This is a genomic window from Vreelandella sp. GE22, from assembly GCF_968212445.1.
Genome location: NZ_OZ309110.1, coordinates 3,565,328 through 3,585,522, shown reverse-complemented (window position 1 = coordinate 3,585,522; position 20,195 = coordinate 3,565,328). Strand labels below are relative to the sequence as shown.

18 protein-coding genes and 1 tRNA gene are annotated in these 20,195 nt (G+C 61.7%); 11 read left to right on the top strand and 8 right to left on the bottom strand.

What is annotated here, in order from left to right; all coding sequences use genetic code 11:
* The first annotated feature begins 331 nt into the window (after window positions 1–331).
* The 7 genes from ACWHRL_RS16830 to ureG all read left to right on the top strand — a co-directional run bounded on the left by ACWHRL_RS16830 (window position 332) and on the right by ureG (window position 5,737).
* Window positions 332–1,213 carry an urease accessory protein UreD gene (locus tag ACWHRL_RS16830; protein WP_447894566.1) on the top strand — a complete coding sequence of 294 codons (882 nt, stop codon included), beginning with the start codon at window positions 332–334 and terminating at the stop codon, window positions 1,211–1,213.
* Window positions 1,214–1,237: 24 nt separating this feature from the next.
* Window positions 1,238–1,540 carry an urease subunit gamma gene (locus tag ACWHRL_RS16825; RefSeq protein WP_447894565.1) on the top strand — a complete coding sequence of 101 codons (303 nt, stop codon included), beginning with the start codon at window positions 1,238–1,240 and terminating at the stop codon, window positions 1,538–1,540.
* A 115-nt stretch (window positions 1,541–1,655) separates the two neighbouring features.
* On the top strand, window positions 1,656–1,976 hold the full coding sequence (locus tag ACWHRL_RS16820) for an urease subunit beta (RefSeq protein WP_447894564.1): 321 nt from the start codon (window positions 1,656–1,658) through the stop codon (window positions 1,974–1,976).
* Window positions 1,973–3,685 carry an urease subunit alpha gene (ureC, locus tag ACWHRL_RS16815; protein WP_447894563.1) on the top strand — a complete coding sequence of 571 codons (1,713 nt, stop codon included), beginning with the start codon at window positions 1,973–1,975 and terminating at the stop codon, window positions 3,683–3,685. Before ACWHRL_RS16820 ends, ureC begins: the two co-directional genes overlap by 4 nt.
* Window positions 3,686–3,881: 196 nt before the next feature.
* Complete coding sequence (gene ureE, locus ACWHRL_RS16810) at window positions 3,882–4,409, top strand: urease accessory protein UreE (protein ID WP_447894562.1); 528 nt, start codon at window positions 3,882–3,884, stop codon at window positions 4,407–4,409.
* Window positions 4,399–5,082: an urease accessory protein UreF gene (locus ACWHRL_RS16805; protein WP_447894561.1), complete on the top strand. Its 684-nt coding sequence runs from the start codon at window positions 4,399–4,401 to the stop codon at window positions 5,080–5,082. The genes ureE and ACWHRL_RS16805 overlap by 11 nt, the downstream gene beginning before the upstream one ends.
* 22 nt (window positions 5,083–5,104) lie before the next feature.
* Window positions 5,105–5,737, top strand: a complete 633-nt coding sequence (ureG, locus tag ACWHRL_RS16800) for an urease accessory protein UreG (RefSeq protein WP_447530201.1) — start codon at window positions 5,105–5,107, stop codon at window positions 5,735–5,737.
* A gap of 281 nt (window positions 5,738–6,018) precedes the next feature.
* On the opposite strand, the gene ACWHRL_RS16795 is transcribed toward ureG, so the two are convergent.
* The 8 genes from ACWHRL_RS16795 to ACWHRL_RS16760 form a co-directional block, all read right to left on the bottom strand.
* Entirely contained in the window at window positions 6,019–6,261 is a 243-nt protein-coding gene (locus tag ACWHRL_RS16795; protein ID WP_447894560.1) for a formate dehydrogenase subunit delta, read from the bottom strand.
* Window positions 6,237–7,088 carry a formate dehydrogenase accessory sulfurtransferase FdhD gene (fdhD, locus tag ACWHRL_RS16790; protein ID WP_447894559.1) on the bottom strand — a complete coding sequence of 284 codons (852 nt, stop codon included), beginning with the start codon at window positions 7,086–7,088 and terminating at the stop codon, window positions 6,237–6,239. The genes ACWHRL_RS16795 and fdhD overlap by 25 nt, the downstream gene beginning before the upstream one ends.
* Window positions 7,085–9,970, bottom strand: a complete 2,886-nt coding sequence (fdhF, locus tag ACWHRL_RS16785; protein ID WP_447894558.1) for a formate dehydrogenase subunit alpha — start codon at window positions 9,968–9,970, stop codon at window positions 7,085–7,087. The genes fdhD and fdhF overlap by 4 nt, the downstream gene beginning before the upstream one ends.
* Window positions 9,967–11,523, bottom strand: a complete 1,557-nt coding sequence (locus ACWHRL_RS16780; RefSeq protein WP_447894557.1) for a formate dehydrogenase beta subunit — start codon at window positions 11,521–11,523, stop codon at window positions 9,967–9,969. Before ACWHRL_RS16780 ends, fdhF begins: the two co-directional genes overlap by 4 nt.
* Entirely contained in the window at window positions 11,520–12,014 is a 495-nt protein-coding gene (locus tag ACWHRL_RS16775; RefSeq protein WP_447894556.1) for a formate dehydrogenase subunit gamma, read from the bottom strand. The genes ACWHRL_RS16780 and ACWHRL_RS16775 overlap by 4 nt, the downstream gene beginning before the upstream one ends.
* 240 nt (window positions 12,015–12,254) lie before the next feature.
* On the bottom strand, window positions 12,255–13,517 hold the full coding sequence (locus ACWHRL_RS16770; protein ID WP_447894555.1) for a TRAP transporter large permease: 1,263 nt from the start codon (window positions 13,515–13,517) through the stop codon (window positions 12,255–12,257).
* Window positions 13,514–14,047 (bottom strand): TRAP transporter small permease, encoded by a 534-nt coding sequence (locus tag ACWHRL_RS16765; protein ID WP_447894554.1) that lies wholly within the window; start codon window positions 14,045–14,047, stop codon window positions 13,514–13,516. The genes ACWHRL_RS16770 and ACWHRL_RS16765 overlap by 4 nt, the downstream gene beginning before the upstream one ends.
* A gap of 6 nt (window positions 14,048–14,053) precedes the next feature.
* Complete coding sequence (locus ACWHRL_RS16760) at window positions 14,054–15,016, bottom strand: TRAP transporter substrate-binding protein (protein WP_447896192.1); 963 nt, start codon at window positions 15,014–15,016, stop codon at window positions 14,054–14,056.
* Between the two features lie 362 nt (window positions 15,017–15,378).
* Between ACWHRL_RS16760 and ACWHRL_RS16755 the strand changes: the two genes are divergently transcribed.
* The 4 genes from ACWHRL_RS16755 (at window position 15,379) to ACWHRL_RS16740 (ending at window position 20,181) form a co-directional block, all read left to right on the top strand.
* Complete coding sequence (locus ACWHRL_RS16755; protein WP_447894553.1) at window positions 15,379–16,764, top strand: FAD-binding oxidoreductase; 1,386 nt, start codon at window positions 15,379–15,381, stop codon at window positions 16,762–16,764.
* Window positions 16,765–17,362: 598 nt separating this feature from the next.
* A tRNA-Arg gene (locus tag ACWHRL_RS16750) sits at window positions 17,363–17,439 on the top strand.
* Window positions 17,440–17,706: 267 nt separating this feature from the next.
* Window positions 17,707–18,564, top strand: a complete 858-nt coding sequence (locus tag ACWHRL_RS16745; protein ID WP_447894552.1) for an alpha/beta fold hydrolase — start codon at window positions 17,707–17,709, stop codon at window positions 18,562–18,564.
* Window positions 18,565–18,993: 429 nt separating this feature from the next.
* The gene (locus ACWHRL_RS16740) at window positions 18,994–20,181 is read left to right on the top strand and encodes a diguanylate cyclase domain-containing protein (protein ID WP_447894551.1); all 1,188 of its coding nucleotides are present in this window, start codon (window positions 18,994–18,996) and stop codon (window positions 20,179–20,181) included.
* Window positions 20,182–20,195: the final 14 nt, after the last annotated feature.

Below are 20,195 nucleotides of genomic sequence, written 5' to 3'. Positions count from 1 at the left end.
GCAGAATGAGACGACGCTATGGTAGCGCAAAAAGCCGTCTCTTGAAGCGGCTATGCCATGCTGGTTTGCCTCAACGTTCAACGCTCCGGGGCGCACTATTTTGGTGTTTTGACTGAATAAAAGCCCTATTTTGGTGCAATAAAAGCGCTTTAACGCCCCGCTCGAGCCGGACAGGAAGCCGAGGTAGCGCCATTCACCATTTTGGCGCACTCCTTGCATTTATAACGTCAAATGCCCTTCGCCGTCGGGCCGGGCAGCAACCGATTCTTTGATAGGCAGTGGTTGATCACGCTATGTTTTTGACGTCTTTTGCTTACTCGTTTGTGCCGCCATGCCTGTAACGCCCACATTCACGCCGGCACCGTCCGGCCACCGCTTCGATGCCGAGCGCCGCTGGGCGGCCTCGTTGGCGCTGCGCTTTGCTCATCGTGAAGGCGCCACGCGCCTAGTTCAGGCGCGCCACCAGGGGCCGCTTCGCGTGCAGCGGCCTTTCTACCCGGAAGGCCGCGGCCAAGCGTGCCACGTTTACGTGCTGCACCCACCCGGGGGCCTGGTCAGCGGCGATGCGCTGACCATTAGCGCCCATATTGAGCCCGGCGCCCACGCGCTTTTGACCACGCCCGCGGCCAACAAGCTCTATAAGGCGGACAGCCAAGGTGTGGCCTGGACCCAGCGTACCGAGCTCACCGTGGACGACGGCGCGGTGCTCGAATGGCTGCCCCAGGAGACCATCGCTTTTGATGGCTCGAAAGGCGAGCAGCACACCCATATCGCCCTTCACGGCAGTGCTAAATGCCTTGGTTGGGAGGTGATGGCGCTGGGCCGCCCGGCAAGCGAATTGCCGTTCGTTTCCGGGCGTATCGAGCAGCACTTTCGTTTGACCCAGGATGGCAAGCCCTTGTGGCTCGAGCGCCAGCCGCTGGACCCATTACACCCGCGCTTTGTGGGCCGCTGGGGCCAGGGCGGTGCCACCGTGCAGGCCACGCTGTGGGCGGTCGGGCTCGAGGATAATCAGCAAGCCGTCGAGGCGCTGCGCGAGGCGCTGCCGGATAGCCCCCACTGGGCGGCCACACAGCGCCACGGCGTGCTGCTGCTGCGTTTTCTGGGCCAATCACGTAATGAAGCCTGGGCGCTTTGCGAGCAAGCCTGGCGGCTTTTGCGCCCGCGCCTGATCGAGCGCGAGGCCCACACGCCGCGTATTTGGTTAACGTAATCTCTCTTTTAAGGACGACGCCCCATGGAATTGACCCCACGAGACAAAGACAAGCTGCTGCTGTTTTCCGCCGCCCAGCTGGCCGAGCGGCGCCGCGCACGAGGCCTGAAGCTCAACTACCCGGAAGCGGTGGCGCTGATTAGCTTCGAGATCATCGAAGGCGCCCGCGACGGCAAGAGCGTGGCGGAGCTGATGAGTTTTGGCCGCGAAATCCTCGGTCGCGAGGACGTGATGGAAGGCGTGGCCGAGATGGTCGATGAGGTGCAGGTCGAAGCCACGTTTCCCGATGGCACGAAACTCGTGACCGTCCACACGCCGATTGTGTGAATCGTGAATCTTGAATCGTGAGTAGTGCTTTGCGTATGCGTGAATCATGGGGTTGATACCACCACTCACCACTTACCATTCACTACTCACCTGTCACAAAAAACAGGAGAGCGCCATGATTCCTGGCGAATATCAGTTAAAAGAGGGCGATATCGAGCTGTGCGTGGGTCGCGAGCGCATCACGGTGGAGGTCGCCAATACCGGCGACCGGCCGGTGCAGCTGGGGTCGCACTACCACTTTGCCGAGGCCAACCCGGCGCTGGTGTTCGATCGCGACAAGACCCGCGGTTTTCGCCTGGACGTCGCCGCCGGCACCGCCATTCGCTTCGAGCCGGGCCAGACCCGGGAAGTCACGCTAATTCCGTTCGTTGGCAAGCGCGAGATCTACGGTTTTCGCGGTGACGTGATGGGGCCGCTGGAGGGAGACAAGCAATGACGACCAATAAAATCAGCCGCAAGGCCTACGCGGACATGTACGGCCCCACTGTGGGCGACCGCGTGCGTCTGGGCGACACCGAGCTCTGGATCGAAGTCGAGCGTGATGCCACCCACTACGGCGACGAAGTAAAATTCGGCGGCGGCAAGGTGATCCGCGACGGCATGGGCCAGAGCCAGCGCGTGGATGACGTGGTAATGGATACCGTGATCACCAACGCGCTGATTGTCGACTGGTGGGGTATCGTCAAGGCGGATGTCGGTTTGCAGAATGGACGCATCGCCGCCATCGGCAAGGCCGGTAACCCGGACACTCAGCCGGACGTCGAGATCGTCATCGGCCCGGGCACCGAGGTGATCGCCGGGGAAGGCAAGATTCTCACCGCCGGCGGTATCGACGCGCACATCCACTTCATCTGCCCCCAGCAGGTGGAAGAGGCGCTGATGAGCGGCGTGACCACTATGCTGGGCGGCGGCACGGGCCCGGCCACCGGCTCCAACGCCACCACCTGCACCCCCGGCGCCTGGCATATCGGCAAGATGCTCCAGGCGGTGGACGACCTGCCCATGAACATCGGCCTGCTCGGCAAGGGCAACGCCAGCCTGCCGGAGGGCCTGGAGGCCCAGCTCGAAGCCGGGGCCATGGGCTTGAAGCTTCACGAGGACTGGGGCACCACGCCGGCATCGATCGACAACTGCCTGAGCGTGGCGGAAAAATACGATGTACAGATCGCGATTCACACCGATACGCTCAACGAGTCGGGCTTTGTGGAGGATACGCTCGCGGCGTTCAAGGAGCGCGGCATTCACACCTACCACACCGAAGGGGCGGGCGGGGGCCACGCGCCGGATATCCTCACCGCCTGCGCGAAAGAGTACGTGCTGCCTTCCTCCACCAATCCGACGCGCCCCTACACGGTGAATACCATCGACGAGCATCTGGACATGCTAATGGTGTGCCACCACCTGGACCCGAACATTCCCGAAGACGTCGCCTTCGCCGATTCGCGCATTCGCCGGGAAACCATCGCCGCGGAAGACATTCTGCATGACCTGGGCGTGATCTCGATGATCGCCTCGGACTCCCAGGCCATGGGCCGGGTGGGCGAAGTGGTGTGCCGCACCTGGCAGACCGCCCACAAGATGAAGGTCCAGCGCGGGTTGCTGCCCGAAGACGAGCAGCTTGGCGCCGACAACCTGCGCGCCAAGCGCTATATCGCCAAGTACACCATCAACCCGGCGATCACCCACGGCATCGCGCACGAAGTGGGCTCCATCGAGGTCGGCAAGCTTGCGGATCTCGTGCTCTGGAAACCGGCATTTTTCGGCGTGAAGCCTTCCCTGATTTTGAAAGGCGGCATGATCGCCGCCGCCCCTATGGGCGACCCCAACGCCTCGATCCCCACGCCCCAGCCGGTACACTACCGCCACATGTTCGGTGCCTTTGGCCGCGCGGCGAGCCAGACCCGGCTCAACTTCGTAAGCCAGGCCTCGATCGACGCGGGCATCAAGGAGCGCCTGGGGCTGCAAAGCGCGCTATCGCCGTGCAAGAACGTGCGCGGCGTGCGCAAAAAGGACATGAAGCTCAACGACGCCTGCCCGGAACTCAGCGTGGACCCGCAAACCTATGAAGTGCGCTGCGACGGCGAGCTCCTGACCTGCGAACCCGCCACCGAGCTCCCACTGGCCCAGCGCTATCACCTGTTCTAGAAGCCGTCGCTAGCTAAAGCGACTCCTACGGGGGCACGGGCTCGCCCTTGTAGGAGCTGGATTCATCCGGCGATGGAAGGCGCTAGCCTTCCCTTACTTGCGGCGCCCCCTTAAAGAGGTCGCTAGCTAAAGCGACGCCTACAGAACAAGGGCTCATGGTAAAAACTCAATTGATTGGATGATCAAGAGGTCGATCATGCTGAAACTGATAGAACGTCTAGGTCCGATAGAAGAAAGCGCGGTCACTGACACGCTGACGCTGCCTTTCGAGCTGCGCATTCGCGGCCGCCTGAAGGCCGAAAGCGACGGCGGCCGGGCGCTGGGACTGTTTCTGGATCGCGGCCCGGTGCTGCGTAGCGGCGAGGGCTTGAAAGCCGAAAGCGGCGAGGTGATTCGCGTCTGTGCCGCTATCGAGCCGGTGGTCACCGCGCGCGTCTCCAGTGGCCTGCCGCTGGCGCGTCTCGCCTACCACCTGGGCAACCGCCACGTGCAGCTGGCGCTGGGCGAAGACGATCAGGGCGGCTGGGTGCGCTTCCCGCCGGATCACGTGCTGGAGGAACTGGCCACGCTACTCGGAGCGACGCTCGAACATGGTGAGGCCACCTTCGACCCGGAGCCCGGTGCCTACAACCAGGTGGGCGGGCATTCCCACGGCCACTCCCATGACCACTCTCAAGGGCATGCCCACAGCCACGACCATCACGATCACGCCCATGAGCACTGAGGCCAATGACGATCTGGCTCTGCTGGGCCTGATGCAACTGGTCAGCCCGGCGCTTCCCATCGGGGCCTTCGCGTTCTCTCAGGGGCTCGAAAGCGCCTTCGAGCTTGGCTGGGTGAGCGACGAGGCGAGTCTGGCCGCGTGGCTGGATGGGGTGCTGGAAGACGGCCTGACCCGCTGCGAACTGCCGGTCATCGCCAGGCTTTTCAAGGCGTTCGATGAAGACGACAGCACCGCCATAGCCGAATGGGACGCGTGGCTCGCCGCCACCCGGGAAACCTTCGAGCTGGCCGCCGAGGATAGCCGTTTGGGGGCGTCACTCAAGCGCCTGCTGGCAAGCCTCGAGCTGCTGCCCCAGGCCGGGCTTCTGCCCGAACAGGCCGGTTACGTGACGCTCTTTACCTACACCGCCCACCGGCGCGGGATTAGCCCGCGCCAGGCGCTGATCGGCTTTGGCTGGGCGTGGCTCGAAAACCAGTTGGCGGTAGCCTGCAAGGCGCTGCCCCTGGGCCACACCGCGGCCCAGCGCATCATCGAGCGGCTGCGCCCCGCGCTGGTAGAGGCGGTAGACGCGGCGCTGGCGCTGGAGGACGACGAGCTGGGGCCGATACTGCCCGGCGTGGCGCTGGCCAGTGCCCTGCACGAAACCCAATATTCGCGGCTTTTTAGAAGCTGATGGATCGATCGAGGAGAACGACATGACACACTGTTTACGCGTAGGGGTCGGTGGCCCGGTAGGCTCCGGCAAGACCGCACTACTCAAGCAACTCTGCCTGGCGCTGCGCGATCACTACGACATCGCCGTGGTGACCAACGATATCTACACCCGCGAAGACGCGGACTTTCTGCTCAAGCACGACGCCCTCCCGGCGGACCGGATTCTGGGCGTGGAGACCGGCGGCTGCCCGCACACTGCGATTCGCGAAGACGCCTCGATGAACCTGGCGGCGATCGACGACCTGCAGGCGCGCCACCCGGGTCTTGAACTGGTGATGGTGGAGTCCGGCGGCGATAATTTGTCCGCAACCTTCAGCCCGGAGCTTTCCGATCTCACGCTCTACGTGATCGACGTCTCCGCCGGCGACAAGATTCCGCGCAAGGGCGGGCCGGGGATCACCAAATCCGATTTGCTGATCATCAACAAGATCGACATTGCCGAGCAGGTGCACGCCTCACTGGAGGTGATGGAGAAAGACTCGAAGATGATGCGTGGTGAGCGGCCCTTCGTGTTCACCAATCTGTACGACGGTGTGGGCCTTGAGGAGATCATCCGCTTCATTCTCGACAAAGGGATGCTGGAGGAGCGCCGCGGCCAAAATGCCACGGCGTAAGCGGGTTTCAATACCGCTTCTCCCATAATAAAAAGGCCGCTCTGACCAGGCGGTTAAATGGTCAGAGCGGCCTAAAAGCGTGTGGTGCAGTCCTTGTCCAAACGGGCCATCCTTGGCCACCACACGCACACAGTGGACGCCACGGCCCTCAATCACCTTAACCCAGGTTATAAAGCGTATTTTATCGCCGGAATTAGTCGTTTCTTGAGGCTAAATAGTCGCTCACAAAGAAAAAAATGGCGCTTGAAGCTTTTTTGACGTTGTTGTTGCAAAGTAGGTACTCAGCTTGCCTGACGCTTATCGAGCCGGTTGGCCAATAGCGTTGCCGCCCGGTGAGCGGCCGGTGAAAGCCCGGTCTCTTCTCGTTGAAGGCTCTCCACCAGGCGCTTTTTCATGGCGCGGGCCCAGAAGGTTTCGAGATGGCGGCAGGTGGCCTCTGCGGTAGCCTCTTCGTCGCGCCCGCCGCCCAGGTTGGCGGCGATCTGGTTGATCATATGAATCAGGTTGTCGTCGTTGGCCGACATGACGCGTCTCCTTGAGGGTGCGCCGCGTTTGGGCGGTGGTAGATCACATGGCGGTTGCCGCGGGCGAAGCCGACGAGCAGCAAATTGGCCGCCTCGGCCTGCTTGACGGCGAGCGCCGTGGCGGCGGAGACGGCCACCAGCGCACCGATACCGGCGCTGGCGCACTTGTGCACCATCTCGTAGCTGGCCCGGCTGGAGACCAGCACGAAGCCATCCAGGAGCGGCGTTTCGCTTTTGGCCAGCGAGCCAATGAGTTTGTCCAGGGCGTTGTGGCGGCCCACGTCCTCGCGCACCCGCTGGATCTCACCCTTCGCGTTACACCAGGCCGCGCCATGCACCGCACCGGTGGCGGCTTTGAGCGGCTGGTGGTCGGCAAGGGTATCCAGCGCCTGGGCGATGGCGGCATCCTCGATGGCGGGCGCCGCTACCCTGGGGATCGGGCGAATCGCCTGGTCCAGCGCCTCGGTGCCGCAAAGCCCGCAGCCGGTGCGCCCGGTCATGCTGCGCCGGCGCTCTTTCAGTGCCATGAGCCGTTGGGTGGCGATGTCCAGGTGAACGGCCAGGCCGTGCTCTTCTTCTACGACCTCCCAGTCGTAGCACTCGTGAGGGTGCGCGATGATGCCTTCGGTCAGGCTAAAGCCTAGTGCCAAGTCCTCGAGCGCGTCGGGGCTTGCCATCATCACCGCGTGGGAGATGCCGTTATAAATCAGCGCGACCGGTACTTCCTGCGCCAGAGCGTCCCTGTCGTTATCGCCCTGCCAGCCATTGGCGTGGTAGCGCACCTCGACGGGCAGGTGCTCAATACTCGTTTCATGGCTGGCGCTCATGGCGCCTCCTGTTGCGCCTTCGCCAGATGGTGCTTCTGAGTCTGATCGAAGGAAGTAAAGCGCTGCTGCCAAGCGGAGGGCTGGCTTACTTTTTCTACCTGCACGGCGGTCACCTTGTATTCGGGGCAGTTGGTGGCCCAATCCGAGTTATTGGTGGTGATCACATTGGCGCCACTGCCGGGGTGGTGGAACGTCGTATAGACTACCCCAGGTTGCATGCGTTCGCTAAGCCGGGCGCGCAGCACCGTCTGCCCCGAGCGGCTAGTAATGCCCAGCCAGTCACCGTCGTTCACTCCGCGCACTTCAGCGTCACTGGGGTGCAGCTCCAGTACGTCTTCGTCGTGCCAGTGCTGGTTGTGGGTGCGCCGGGTTTGGGCGCCCACGTTGTACTGGCTGAGGATCCGCCCGGTGGTCAACAAAAGCGGGAAGCGGCGGTTGGCGCGCTCCTCGGTGGCGACGTACTCCGTGATCGCAAAGCGACCAAGTCCGATCGGGAAGCTGAACTCGTGCATGGTCGGCATGCCGAGCGGGTTGTCGTCGTTGCACGGCCACTGCAGGCTGCCGTACTGCTCGAGCTTTTCAAAGCTGACGCCTGCGAAGCTCGGCGCAAGCGAGGCGATCTCGTCCATGATTTCCGACGGGTGGGCGTAATTCATCGGATAACCCAGTGCGTTGGCCAGGTCCTGGGTCACTTCCCAATCCTGCTTGCCCGCCACCGGCGGCATTACCTTGCGCACCCGGTTGATGCGCCGCTCGGCGTTGGTGAAGGTGCCGTCCTTCTCCAAAAAGCTGGAGCCCGGCAGCAGCACGTGGGCGAACTTGGCGGTCTCGTTGAGGAAGATATCCTGGACGATCAAACAGTCCAGCGAGCGCAGCGCCGCCTCGACGTGCTGGGTATTGGGGTCGGACTGGGCGATATCCTCGCCCTGCACGTACATCGCCTTGAAGGTGCCTTCGATGGCGGCGTCGAACATGTTGGGAATACGCAGCCCCGGCTCGTCGTCGAGCTTCACGCCCCACACTGACTCGAAGCGCCCGCGAGCGGCGGGGTCCGCCACGTGCTGGTAGCCCGGCAGCTCATGGGGGAAGGAGCCCATGTCGCAGGAGCCCTGCACGTTGTTCTGGCCGCGCAAGGGGTTCACGCCCACGCCTTCCCGGCCGATGTTGCCGGTGGCCAAAGCGAGGTTGGCGATGCCCATCACCATGGTGGAGCCCTGGCTGTGCTCGGTCACGCCCAGGCCGTAGTAGATGGCGCCGTTGGGGACGGTGGCGTAGGTGCGCGCCGCCTGACGGACGGCATCGGCGGGCACGCCGGTAATCGCTTCACTTGCCTCAGGGGAGTGGCGCTCTTCGCTGATAAACGCGCGCCAGCTCTGGTAGGCCTCCGTCTCGCAGCGCCTGGCGATGAAGTCTTTGTCCTCCAACCCTTCGGTGACCACCACGTGGCCCAGGGCGTTGACCAGCGCGACGTTGGTGCCCGGGCGTAGCGGCAGGTGCTGGGCCTCAGCCATGTGCGGGGTCTTCAATAGATCGATGCGGCGCGGGTCGGCGACGATCAGCTTCGCGCCCTGGCGCAGGCGCTTGCGCATCATCGAGCCAAACACCGGGTGGGCGTCGGTAGGGTTGGCGCCGATGACGATGATCGCGTCGGACTTCATGACCGAATCAAAGGTTTGGGTGCCGGCGGATTCGCCCAGGGTGGTTTTCAAGCCGTAGCCGGTCGGCGAGTGGCAGACCCGGGCGCAGGTATCGGTGTTGTTGTTACCAAAGCCCGCGCGGATCAGTTTTTGCACGAGGTAGGTTTCTTCGTTGGTGCAGCGCGAGGAGGTGATGCCGCCGATGCTTTCACGGCCGTGCTCGGCCTGAATCGATTTCAGGCGCCCCGCGGCGAAGCCGATCGCCTCTTCCCAACTGACTTCGCGCCAGGGCTGGTCGATGGCGTCGCGAATCATCGGCGTGGTCAGGCGGTCCGGGTGCGAGGCGTAGCCGATGGCGAAGCGCCCCTTCACGCAGGAGTGGCCGTGGTTCGCGTCGCCGCCCTTGTAGGGCACCATGCGCACCAGCTTGTCGCCCTTCATCTGGGCTTCGAACGAGCAGCCCACCCCGCAGTAGGCGCAGGTGGTCACCACGCTTCTGTCCGGCACGCCCTGGTCGATCACGCTCTTTTCCATCAGCGTAGCCGTGGGGCAGGCCTGCACGCAGGCCCCGCACGAGACGCAGTCCGAGTCCATGAAAGCCTCGTTCTGGCCCGCCGAGACCTTGGAGTCGAACCCGCGGCCGTCGATGGTCAGCGCGAAGGTGCCTTGCACCTCGTCGCAGGCGCGCACGCAGCGCGAGCAGACGATGCACTTGCTCGGATCGAAGGTGAAGTAGGGGTTGGAGGTATCTTTTTCAGCTTCCAGGTGGTTCTCGCCCTCGAAGCCGTAGCGCACTTCGCGAAGCCCTACGCTGCCCGCCATGTCCTGCAGCTCGCAGTCGCCGTTGGCGGAGCAGGTCAAACAGTCCAGCGGGTGATCGGAGATGTAGAGCTCCATCACGCCCCGGCGCAGCTTGGCCAGGCGCTCGTTTTGGGTCGTCACCTTCATGCCTTCGACCACCGGCGTGGTGCAGGAGGCGGGCAGCCCCCGGCGGCCTTCGACCTGGACCGCGCAGAGCCGACAGGAGCCAAAGGCCTCGAGGCTGTCGGTGGCGCAAAGCTTGGGGATGCTGATATCGGCGAGGGCCGCGGCGCGCAGCACAGAGGTACCTTCCGGTACGCTGATAGTGACGCCGTCGATCTCGAGGTTGACGGCGGCGGCACCCGGGGTCGGGGAGGGTGTGCCGTAGTCCTTGCTGAAATCGACGCTGTTGGCCTGGCGCCGGGGATCGAAATGTTCAATCATGAGCGTTCTCCACTGGCCGAGCGCTGGAAGTCTTCAGAAAAGTGGTTCAGCGCGCTCTGTACCGGGAAGGGCGTCATACCGCCCATGGCGCAGAGCGAGCCATCCACCATCGTCTCGCACAAATCACCCAATAGCGTGAGGTTAGCCTCGCGGTTGTCATCGGCGCGGATGCGGTCGATCACCTCCACGCCGCGGGTCGAGCCGATGCGACACGGCGTGCACTTGCCACACGACTCCACCTTGCAGAACTCCATCGAGAAGCGCGCCTGCTCGGCCATGTCGACACTGTCATCAAACATCACCACGCCGCCGTGGCCGACCCCCGCGCCGACCTCGGCGAAGGTTTCGTAATCGAGCGGCATATCCCACTGGCTCTCCGGCAGGTAAGCACACAGCGGCCCGCCCACCTGCACGGCGCGCAGGGGCTTGCCGCTTAGCGTGCCGCCGCCGAACTCCTCCATCAGCGCTCGCAATGTGGTGCCGAAGGCAAGCTCGATAAGCCCGCCGCGCTTGACGTTGCCCGCCAGCTGCAATGCCAGCGTGCCGCGCGAGCGGCCCATGCCGTGGTCGGCGTAGGCCGCCGCGCCTTCGGCGAGAATAAACGGCACCGCGGCCAGCGAAAGTACGTTGTTGACCACGGTGGGGCGGCCAAACAGGCCTTCGATGGCGGGCAGCGGCGGCTTGAAGCGCACCATGCCGCGCTTGCCCTCCAGGCTTTCCAGAAGCGAGGTCTCTTCGCCGCAGATATACGCCCCGGCGCCCAGGCGCACCTCCAGATGAAAGGCGCGACCGCTTTCGCACAGGTTATCGCCCAGATACCCGGCAACGTCGGCGCGACGGATGGCCTCGTCCAATATCTCCTTGGCCAGCGGGTACTCCGAGCGCAGGTAGATATAGCCTTGGGTCGCGCCCACGGCGAGCCCGGCGATGGCCATGCCCTCGATCAGCATGTAGGGGTCGCACTCCATGGCCAGCCGGTCGGCGAAGGTGCCGGAGTCGCCCTCATCGGCGTTGCAGACGATGTATTTTTGATCGGCGGGCGCATCCAGCACGGTCTGCCATTTGATGCCGGTGGGAAACGCCGCGCCGCCGCGCCCGCGAAGCCCGGAGGCTTTTACTTCGTCGACGATGTCCTGGCCTGACAGCTTTAGCGTCGCCTCGAGCCCGGCAAAGCCGCGGTGGGCGCGGTAATCGTCAAGACACAGCGGGTCGGTGATGCCGATACGCGCAAAGGTCAGGCGCTGCTGGCGGGCGAGATAGTCGATTTCCTCCGTCAGGCCGAGCGCCAGCGGGTGGCTGATGTCGCCCTCGAGCAGGCCGCTATCGAGCAGCCCGGGTACATCGCTGGGGGTAACGGGCCCATAGGCAAACCGGCCCTGGGCGGTTTCCACCTCGACCAGCGGCTCGAGCCAAAAAAGCCCCCGGGAGCCGTTGCGAACAATGTCGATGCCTTCGTGGCGGGCGGCGGCCTCACGCTCCAGGCGCCGAGCCACGGCGTCGGCACCCACGGAGAGCGCGGTGGTATCGCGGGGAACGTAAACACGAATACTCATGCCATCACCTCCAGCGGCCGAGTTTGCAGCTCGTCGAGCAGTTCATCGAAGGCCTCCGGCGTTACCCGCCCGCGCACCTGGTCATTCACGCGAATCGACGGCCCGCAGGCACAGTTGCCCAGGCAGTAAACGGCTTCCAGGGTGATCTCCTGGTCCGGCGTGGTCTGGTGGTAATCCACCCCCAGCCGCGTTTTGGCGTGGGCTTCGAGCTTGCGTGCGCCCACGGACTGACACGCCTCGGCGCGACATATCTGCACGACGTGGCGCCCCGGCGGGGTGGTGCGAAAATGGTGATAGAAACTGATCACACCGTGTACCTCGGCGCGGGTCTGCTGGAGCGACTCGGCGATCAGCGGCACGGAGTCATTGGGGATAAAGCCAAAGCGGTCCTGGAGGGCATGAAGAATCGGCAAGAGCGCGCCTGGCGTGTGTTTAAGCGCGTCGATCTCGGCCTGTATCGACGGCGACGACCATTCTCGAGACTCGTTCATCAGGTCTCTCCCGGTGCTGATTGTTTATTATAAATATGCACGCTTATGCTTGTTTGAAACGGTCATTAAAAGGGCGTGCACCACGGTCAATGTCACGCTGGCATCAAGCCAACATTAACCTACGCCGCCAAGGGCCTGGGTATCTCATACCGGCACGTATGAAGCTTATTGCGCCAGGGGCGTGCCGTTTGGCACGCCCCTGGCGTCAGTGCGCATAAAGTGTGTGGAATACCTGGGCGGCTAGTTTCCCGACCACCCCATGAAAATGGGCACGTAGACCACCAAAAGCAGCACGCCAATCAGCCCGAGTAGATACGGGATGATCGCGCGAGTAATGCGCTCCAGCGGGAGCTGGGTGACCGAGGAGGCCACATATAAATTGATCGCCACCGGCGGGGTGATCATGCCAATCGAAAGCCCCACCACGATGATCAGGCCAAAGTGGATCGGGTCGATGCCAAGCTGTAGCACCAGCGGCAGCAAGACCGGCGTGAGGATGATCAGGGCGCTGGCAGTTTCGATGAATACGCCGGTGAGCAGAATCACCGCGACCACCAAGAGCATCACGACCAGCGGATCGGTGGAGAGCGACAGTACCGATTGGGCAATGGCGCCGGGCACCTGCCAGCTCGAAAGCGTCCAGCTCAGCACCGCCGACATCGCAATCACCAGCATGATGACCGCCGTGGTCATCGCCGAGCGGATCAGAAGCCGATACACCTGGGGCAGCGTCAAGTCGCGGTAGACGAACAGCGACACCAGCAGCGCGTAGTTCACCGCCACCACTGCGGCTTCACTCGGCGTAAAAATACCGGTGAAGATACCGCCCAGAATGATTATTGGGGTCATCAGCCCCCAACTGGCGGACTTGAAGGTGCGCCAGATCGTTTTGGGTGAAAGCGGCGTGCCCTTGGGGTATTGGCGCTTGTAGGCCTGGGTAATGGCAATGGCCATCAAGCCCAGGCCCATCGCCAGCCCCGGCAGAAAGCCGTTCAAGAAGAGGGTCGATACCGACTGCTGGGCGATCACCGCGTAGATGATCATGGGCACCGAGGGCGGGATCACCACCCCGATGGTGCCGCTGGCGGCGATCAAACTGGCCGCCGAAGCGGGCTCGTAGCCCTTGCGTTTGAGCTCCGGCACCAGGCTCGAGCCTACCGCGGCGGTGGTCGCCGCCCCGGAGCCGGAAATCGCGGCGAAGAACATGCCCGCCATGATGGAGACGATCGAGAGCCCGCCGCGCATAAAGCCCACCAGGGAGTCGGCGAAGCTCACCAGCCGCTCGCTCACCTTGCCCTGGGCCATCAAATCGCCGGCTAGAATGAACATCGGAATGGCGACCAGGGCAAACGAGTTGATGCCCTGAAACATCTGCTGGGTGACCACCATCAGCGGCACGCCGGCCTGGTAAAGCGCGTAGAGCGAACTGGCCCCAATGGCGAAGGCGATGGGTACGCCCAGCAGCATCAGCAGGAAAAAGAGCCCAAAAAGAAGCAGTGTCATGGCGTTTGCTCCCCCATCGGCTTTCTTGGCTCACCCTCGAGGGCGATCTCGAAAAGATCCACCAGCGCGTACCAGGCCATGCTCGCGGCGCTGATCGGCATTATCGCGTAGACGTAGGACATCGGCAGGCGCAGCGAGGCGGATTTCTGGAAACTCTGCACCTGCATGTAGCGATAACCGATCACGATCAGCGTGATCATGAACGCAATCACCGCGAGCACGGCGAGAAAGCGCGCTGCCTGGCGAAGCCGTGCGGGCAGCGCATCGACGGCGAAGGTCACGGCGATGTGGTGGCCGCGCTGAAAGGCTAGCGTGCCGGCCAGAAAGGTGATCCAGATCAGCAGAAAGCGCGCGACTTCCTCGGTCCAGCCCACGGCGGTGAACAGCACTCTTGATACGATTTGCAGCGTGATCACCCCGATGAGCGCGGCCATACCGGCGAACACGACGGGCTTGAGCACGGCGTCGAGGCCGCGCTCGATGGTTCTCAGCAATGAAACGGCAGCGTTCAATGACGATGTTAACGACATGACGGCTTACTCGAGCGCCTCTTGAATGCGCGGCAGGTAGTCGCCGAACTGCTCGCCGTACTGCTCGTAGATCGGCGCCACGGCCGCTTGGAAGGCCTCGATATCCGGCGATTCATTGATCTCCATGCCGGCTTCTTCCAGGGCGGTGAGCTGCTCGGCTTCCATCTCGGCGTTTTGCGCGCGCGCGTATTGGGAAGCCTCGCGGGCGGCCTCCTGCACCAGGGTTTGCGCCTCTTCGGGGAGCGCGTTCCACTTGGGCAGGCTCATCACGAACAGCGCCGGGGCGTAGATGTGGCGCGTCATGGTCAGGTAGTCCTGGGTCTCGGCCAGGTTGAACGCATGGATGGCGTTGATCGGGTTCTCCTGGCCGTCGATGGTGCCCTGCTGAAGGGCGGTCAGCGCTTCGGTCCAGGCCATGGGCACGGCGTTGGCGCCGAGTGCGCGGAAGGTATCCACGTAGACTTCGTTTTCGATCACGCGCAGGCGCAGGCCGTCCAGATCCGCCGGCTCGTTGATCGGGTGGCGGCTGTTGGTGATGTTGCGAAAGCCGCGCTCGGCAAAAGCCAGGCCTTTCAGGTTGACGTCTTCGAGCGAGTCGAGAACCTCCTGGCCGATCTCGCCGTCGAGTATTTCGTAAGCGGCCTGGGCATCGGGAAAGAGAAACGGCAATTCGAACACCGAGAACGCGTCGACGAAGTTGGCCACCGGCCCGTTGGTGATCAAACCCATATCCACGGTGCCGATCTGCATGCCTTCGAGCAGGGTGCGCTCGTCGCCCAGGCTTGCGTTGGGGAAGATCTCGACGTTGATCGCGCCGTCGCTTTGCTCGCTTAAAATCTCCTGAAAGCGGGTCGCGGCACTGTGGTAGGTGTCGTCGCTATTGACCACGTGGGCCAGGCGCAGCGAGGTTTGCGGGAGCTCGGCGCTGGCCGTGCTGGTAAAACCCAAAAGCCCTGTGGCGGCGATCATGAGCGCGCCGCGCAGGTGGGCCAGGGGGGAGCTGAAAGAGGGAGAAGAGGTTGGATGTTCCACGAGATATCCTTGGGTGAGTCGCTTTTTTAGTGATTGGCGGGCGTATTATAACGGCGTGCGTGCTCTACCATAGCGGTTTTGGCGCGCAATTCCCCGCCTGAAAGGGCGGTATTAGCCAAAAGAACACTATGGTCCCCGGGCGCTTGAGCGGGGCTTGTGTTGGCGGTAGCCTGCATACCCCCCCATGCTTGCCGGCCAGGCTTTCGCGCTTATACGGTTAGGGGTGGTTTTATATACGCCATAGCTAAATTAAAAACAGGCGGACCATCGCGTCAGGGCCCGCCCTCAAGGTTGAGATCATGGACACGTTGATTAACGAGCTCGAGAACATCGTTGGTAAAAAAGGCGTTTTGCTGGGCGACGACGTTGCCCAGCGCAGCGTCGACTGGTTCACCAAAGCCCCTTGTGAAGCCAAGGCGATCATTCGCCCGCAAAGCACCGAGCAGCTCAGCCAGGTGATGGCCGTTTGCCATGGCGCCAAGCAGGCGGTGGTGACCCACGGGGGCTTGACCGGCGTGGTGCACGGCGCAGTGGCCAGCCCCAACGAGCTCGTCGTGTCCCTCGAGCTGATGAACAAGATCGAATCGACGGATGCGGTGGGCTCGACCATGCAGGTGCAGGCCGGCGCCACGTTGCAAAGCGTGCAGGAAGCGGCCGAGGCGATCGACATGCAGTTTCCGCTCGACCTGGGCGCGCGCGGCTCCTGCACCATTGGCGGCAACATTGCCACCAACGCCGGCGGTATCCGGGTGATTCGCTACGGCATGATGCGCCAGCAAGTGCTCGGCCTGGAAGCGGTGTTGAGCGACGGTACCGTGGTCAGCTCCATGAACACCATGCTCAAGAACAACGCCGGTTACGATTTGAAGCAGATGTTCATCGGCAGCGAAGGGACGCTGGGTATCGTCACCCGCGCGGTGCTGCGCCTGCAGCCGATGATGCCCAGCGAGCAGACCGCGCTGGTCGCCGTACCCTCGTTCGAGGCGCTCACCGGGCTTTTGAAGCTTGCCTCCAAAGAGCTCGCCAACAGCCTGAGCGCCTTCGAGGCGCTTTGGAACAATCACTACGCGCTGATGACCAGTGAGGCCACCAAACACGCCGAGATTCTCGCCGGCGACTCGCCCTTTTACGCTATTATCGAAACCCTGGGGTCGAACGAGGAGCAGGACGCCGAGGCCTTCGCCGCAGTGCTCGAAAGGGCGCTGGAGGAGGAGTTGATAACGGACGCGGTGCTTGCGAACTCCAGCACCCAACGCCAGGGCATCTGGGACATTCGTGAAGACATCGAAACCCTGGTGTACGAGCTCAACCCGATGTTCTCTTTCGATATCAGCCTGCCCATCGCCCATATGGACGAGTACGTCACCACGCTCGAAGAGAAGCTGAAAGCGCAGTGGCCGGAGACCGCGCAACTCGTGGTATTCGGTCACCTGGGCGACGGCAACCTGCACATCATGATCACCGTGCGCGATGCAAGTCCGCATAGCCGCCGCGACGTGGAAGAGCAGGTATACGGGGCGCTTGCAAAGTACCAGGGCTCGATCTCCGCCGAGCACGGCGTGGGTCTGGAAAAGCGCGACTACCTGGCGCTCTCCCGCTCGCCAGAAGAGATCGCACTGATGAAGCGCATGAAGCAGGCGCTCGACCCGAAGGGGCTTTTGAACCCGGGCAAGGTGCTCGCTTAAGCGTATCCTGTGATGCCAAAAGCCGCCCCGTGGGGCTAATGCCGATCAGTTAAGCTTGGCTATTACCTGTGGGGCGGAGCTTTAGCTCGCGACGGGTGGCTTGGCCAGGGCGCCTGACGGCGCCATTCGCCGAATTGTCGGACCACCGCTGAAGCGGGCTCCACGACAACGAAATCTTGCATCCATCCCTTGTAGGAGCAGGCTTCAGCCAGCGATGCAGCGCAACGCGCTGCTGGGGTTGGTGGTGATGGCAACCAAAAGTGCCGTCGCCACCGAAGGGCGGCTATCGCCGCCATCGCCCAATGGAATTGGGCTCCTACAATGGAGTCGTGCCCCATCCCTCGTAAGAGCAGGCTTTAGCCAGCGACGCAGCGCAACGCGCTGCTACAATAGATTTACCGCTCGTTGTGGGTAGGCAAAAGCCTTAACTGATCGGCATTACCCCGTGGGGCGGCTTTTTAGTGCGGGCGGCCAAGCGGGGTTTACTCGGCCAGCGCCTCGCGAATGCGCGGCAGGTACGCGCCCAACGGTTCGCCGTACTGTCCACCGCTTCCCGGCTGGACAGCGCCCGCCCACAAAGGTAGGATACGCCCCCTACGCGCCCGTAGCTCAGTTGGATAGAGTATCGGCCTCCGAAGCCGAGGGTCGCAGGTTCGAATCCTGCCGGGCGCGCCATCCAGACTTCTCAAGCCTTCCAGTCAGTTCCCCCGTAGACGAAAAAAACAGCAAAATCAGCGGTTTTTGTCCCGCGATTTGCTAAGCGTTCCTGCCGAATACAAGCCCGTTTGTGGTATAGAACAGAGTGTAGAGTCACCCGAATAGTCGAGCCTCTCTGGCGTGTAATATGCACAGCCAAGCGTCGGCTATCCTGTCTCCTGGCGAGCAATCCGTGACCTGAACGTCTACGCTGAAACGTTTCGCCACGTGGGCAAAGGGGGCGTGATGTTCGAGGGATTCAAGTTGGAGACGGTCGAGCTGGCCGAGGCGACGTTGAGAGTAAGACATGGCGGCTTGGGGCCGCCGGTGCTGCTACTGCATGGCCACCCTCGAACCCACATGACCTGGCATCGCGTCGCTCCGCTTCTGGCGGCGCATCACACCGTCGTTTGCCCTGATCTTCGAGGCTTTGGGGAATCCTCCAAGCCCGTGGATACGCCGGACCATGCCGGCTCCTCCAAACGCGCCAAGGCGCGGGACTGCGTCGAGCTAATGCGCCACCTCGGCTTCGACCGCTTCGCCATCGTTGGCCATGACCGCGGCAGCTACACCGCCTTTCGTACGGCGATGGATCATCCCGAGGTGATCGACAAGGCCGTCATGCTCGACGGCGTACCCATCCTCGAGGCGCTGGAGCGCTGCGACGCGCGCTTCGCGACCGAGTGGTGGCATTGGTTCTTCTTCGCCCAGCTCGACAAGCCCGAGCGCGCCATTCTCGCCGACCCGGATGCATGGTATGGCGGAAGTCGTGAGGCGATGGGAGAAGCGTCCTTCGCGGACTTTCGCCGGGCCATTCACGACCCAGCGACCGTTCACGGTATGGTCGAGGACTACCGGGCTGGCTTGAGCGTGGACCACCTCCACGACCGGCGGGACCGCGAACAGGGCAAGCGCCTCCAGTGCCTGGCGATGGTGCTGTGGTCGCTGCGTGACGATCTGGAGCGGCTTTACGGCGACGTGCTCGAAGTCTGGCGCCCATGGACGACCTCGGTGGAGGGACACGGCCTCGACTGCGGCCACCACATGGCCGAGGAAGCACCCGAGGCGCTGGCGAGCACCCTTCTCGACTTTTTGGGACGGTAGACGTATCAGCCACTTGATGCTCGTCTGGCGTGTTCTCGGGTCAAACGCATCATGACGGTTAATTTGAGTGGTTTTTAAACGGCTAATTTAGACATTGCGTCAAGTGAGGATAGGTTTTAATTAATTCTTGAAGTATCGCTTTGGGTTATTACTATTGTTTAAGTGCGCCTGCTGCTTGCAATCTCGGCACCTGGTTGCAAGGTGCTGGCAGGGCCGCCTCGCCCAACCGAAAGGGCCTTGCTCAGTTCGCCCGGGAGGGGCCAGCGGCGTAGATCTCAGGAGTGTTCACTCTTTTTAAGTTAACAGTTGCTTCATTTTAATGCGTTAAACATTACTCTCGATAAAGTTTTTATTTTCGGGGTTTTTAGCCCTCCTTTTACGAGTGACGATTAGTCAGCCTTGGTTATCGAAGGTTTTAAAGGTACGCGGATGCAAAATAGTATTAATGTGTTTGGTTGTACTATCTACTTAATGTTGATGATTCTTTTTTTATGGGTTAGCTATGTGCCCGGTACGAAAAGTGGGCCTGGGTGGTGGTGCATGGCGCTGCTTTTTGCACTACTTTCCCGCCTTTCACTTTTTTACATAGCCCCTACTTTACAAAACGAGGTAAGCGCGGTTCTCTACTTCGCATTAGGTGCTATAGAAAAGCCTCTTTTAATTCTTGGGCTTATCAGATTTTTAGACTTAAATCGCAGTGTCTTGGCCATTTGGTTTATCGCCGCTTTTTTAGAGATATGGTTTTTTTCGGTTTGGTTTTTCGATTTATCCATTTGGTTGTTGAGACCGTTAGGCGCCGCGTTTTTCTGCTTGACGATGCTTTATGTTTCTATTATTTGCTTTAAAAATAGAAGGGCCTTCCCTGGCGGCGTTATGTACGGGATCTCCTTTTTTAGTTTGGCTTTTTCGATTAATTGGATGCTGGCTTACCCTATCTTTGCGCACTACCCTGGCTGGGGCGCCTTCGTACTCATAATCACCTCTGTGAGTAAGATGGGGTTGTATCTATTTCTACTGGCGGGCGTGTTTCTCTCCTTTAAAGCGAGGCTGGAGCGTGCCGAAGCCGAAGCGCTTCATTTGGCCTATTACGATGCGCTGACGGGCATGAATAACAAACTCTATTTGGACGGTATTTTTGATTATATGGTCAGCTCTGCCGAGCGCTCCGGAACGCTACTCGCCGTTATTTTTATAGACCTCGATGATTTTAAACCGATCAATGACTCGGCGGGTCATGAGGTGGGCGATAAAGTGCTTGCCAAAGTAGCGAAACGAATAACCGGCTGCGTAAGAGCGACGGATGTCTGCGCTCGTTTGGGCGGTGATGAATTCGTGATATTAGCGGCTCACTTGGATAAACCAGAACAATCGGTTCTGTTGGCTGAGAAGCTGATAAAAAACATCAGCCGAAATATCAGGATAGCGTCGAAGGACTATCGCGTTGGGGTGAGTGTCGGCATATCGCTTTATCCTCTCCATGGCCAAGACCTCTCAACGCTGATGGCCCTCTCTGACAAGGCGATGTATGAAGTGAAAAAACGCGGAAAAATGAGCGTCTCTCTTTATAACGGGGGGAAGCTTAAGCGAAAACGTGAAACCACACATTGCCATCGATAGCGGGTGCATCAATT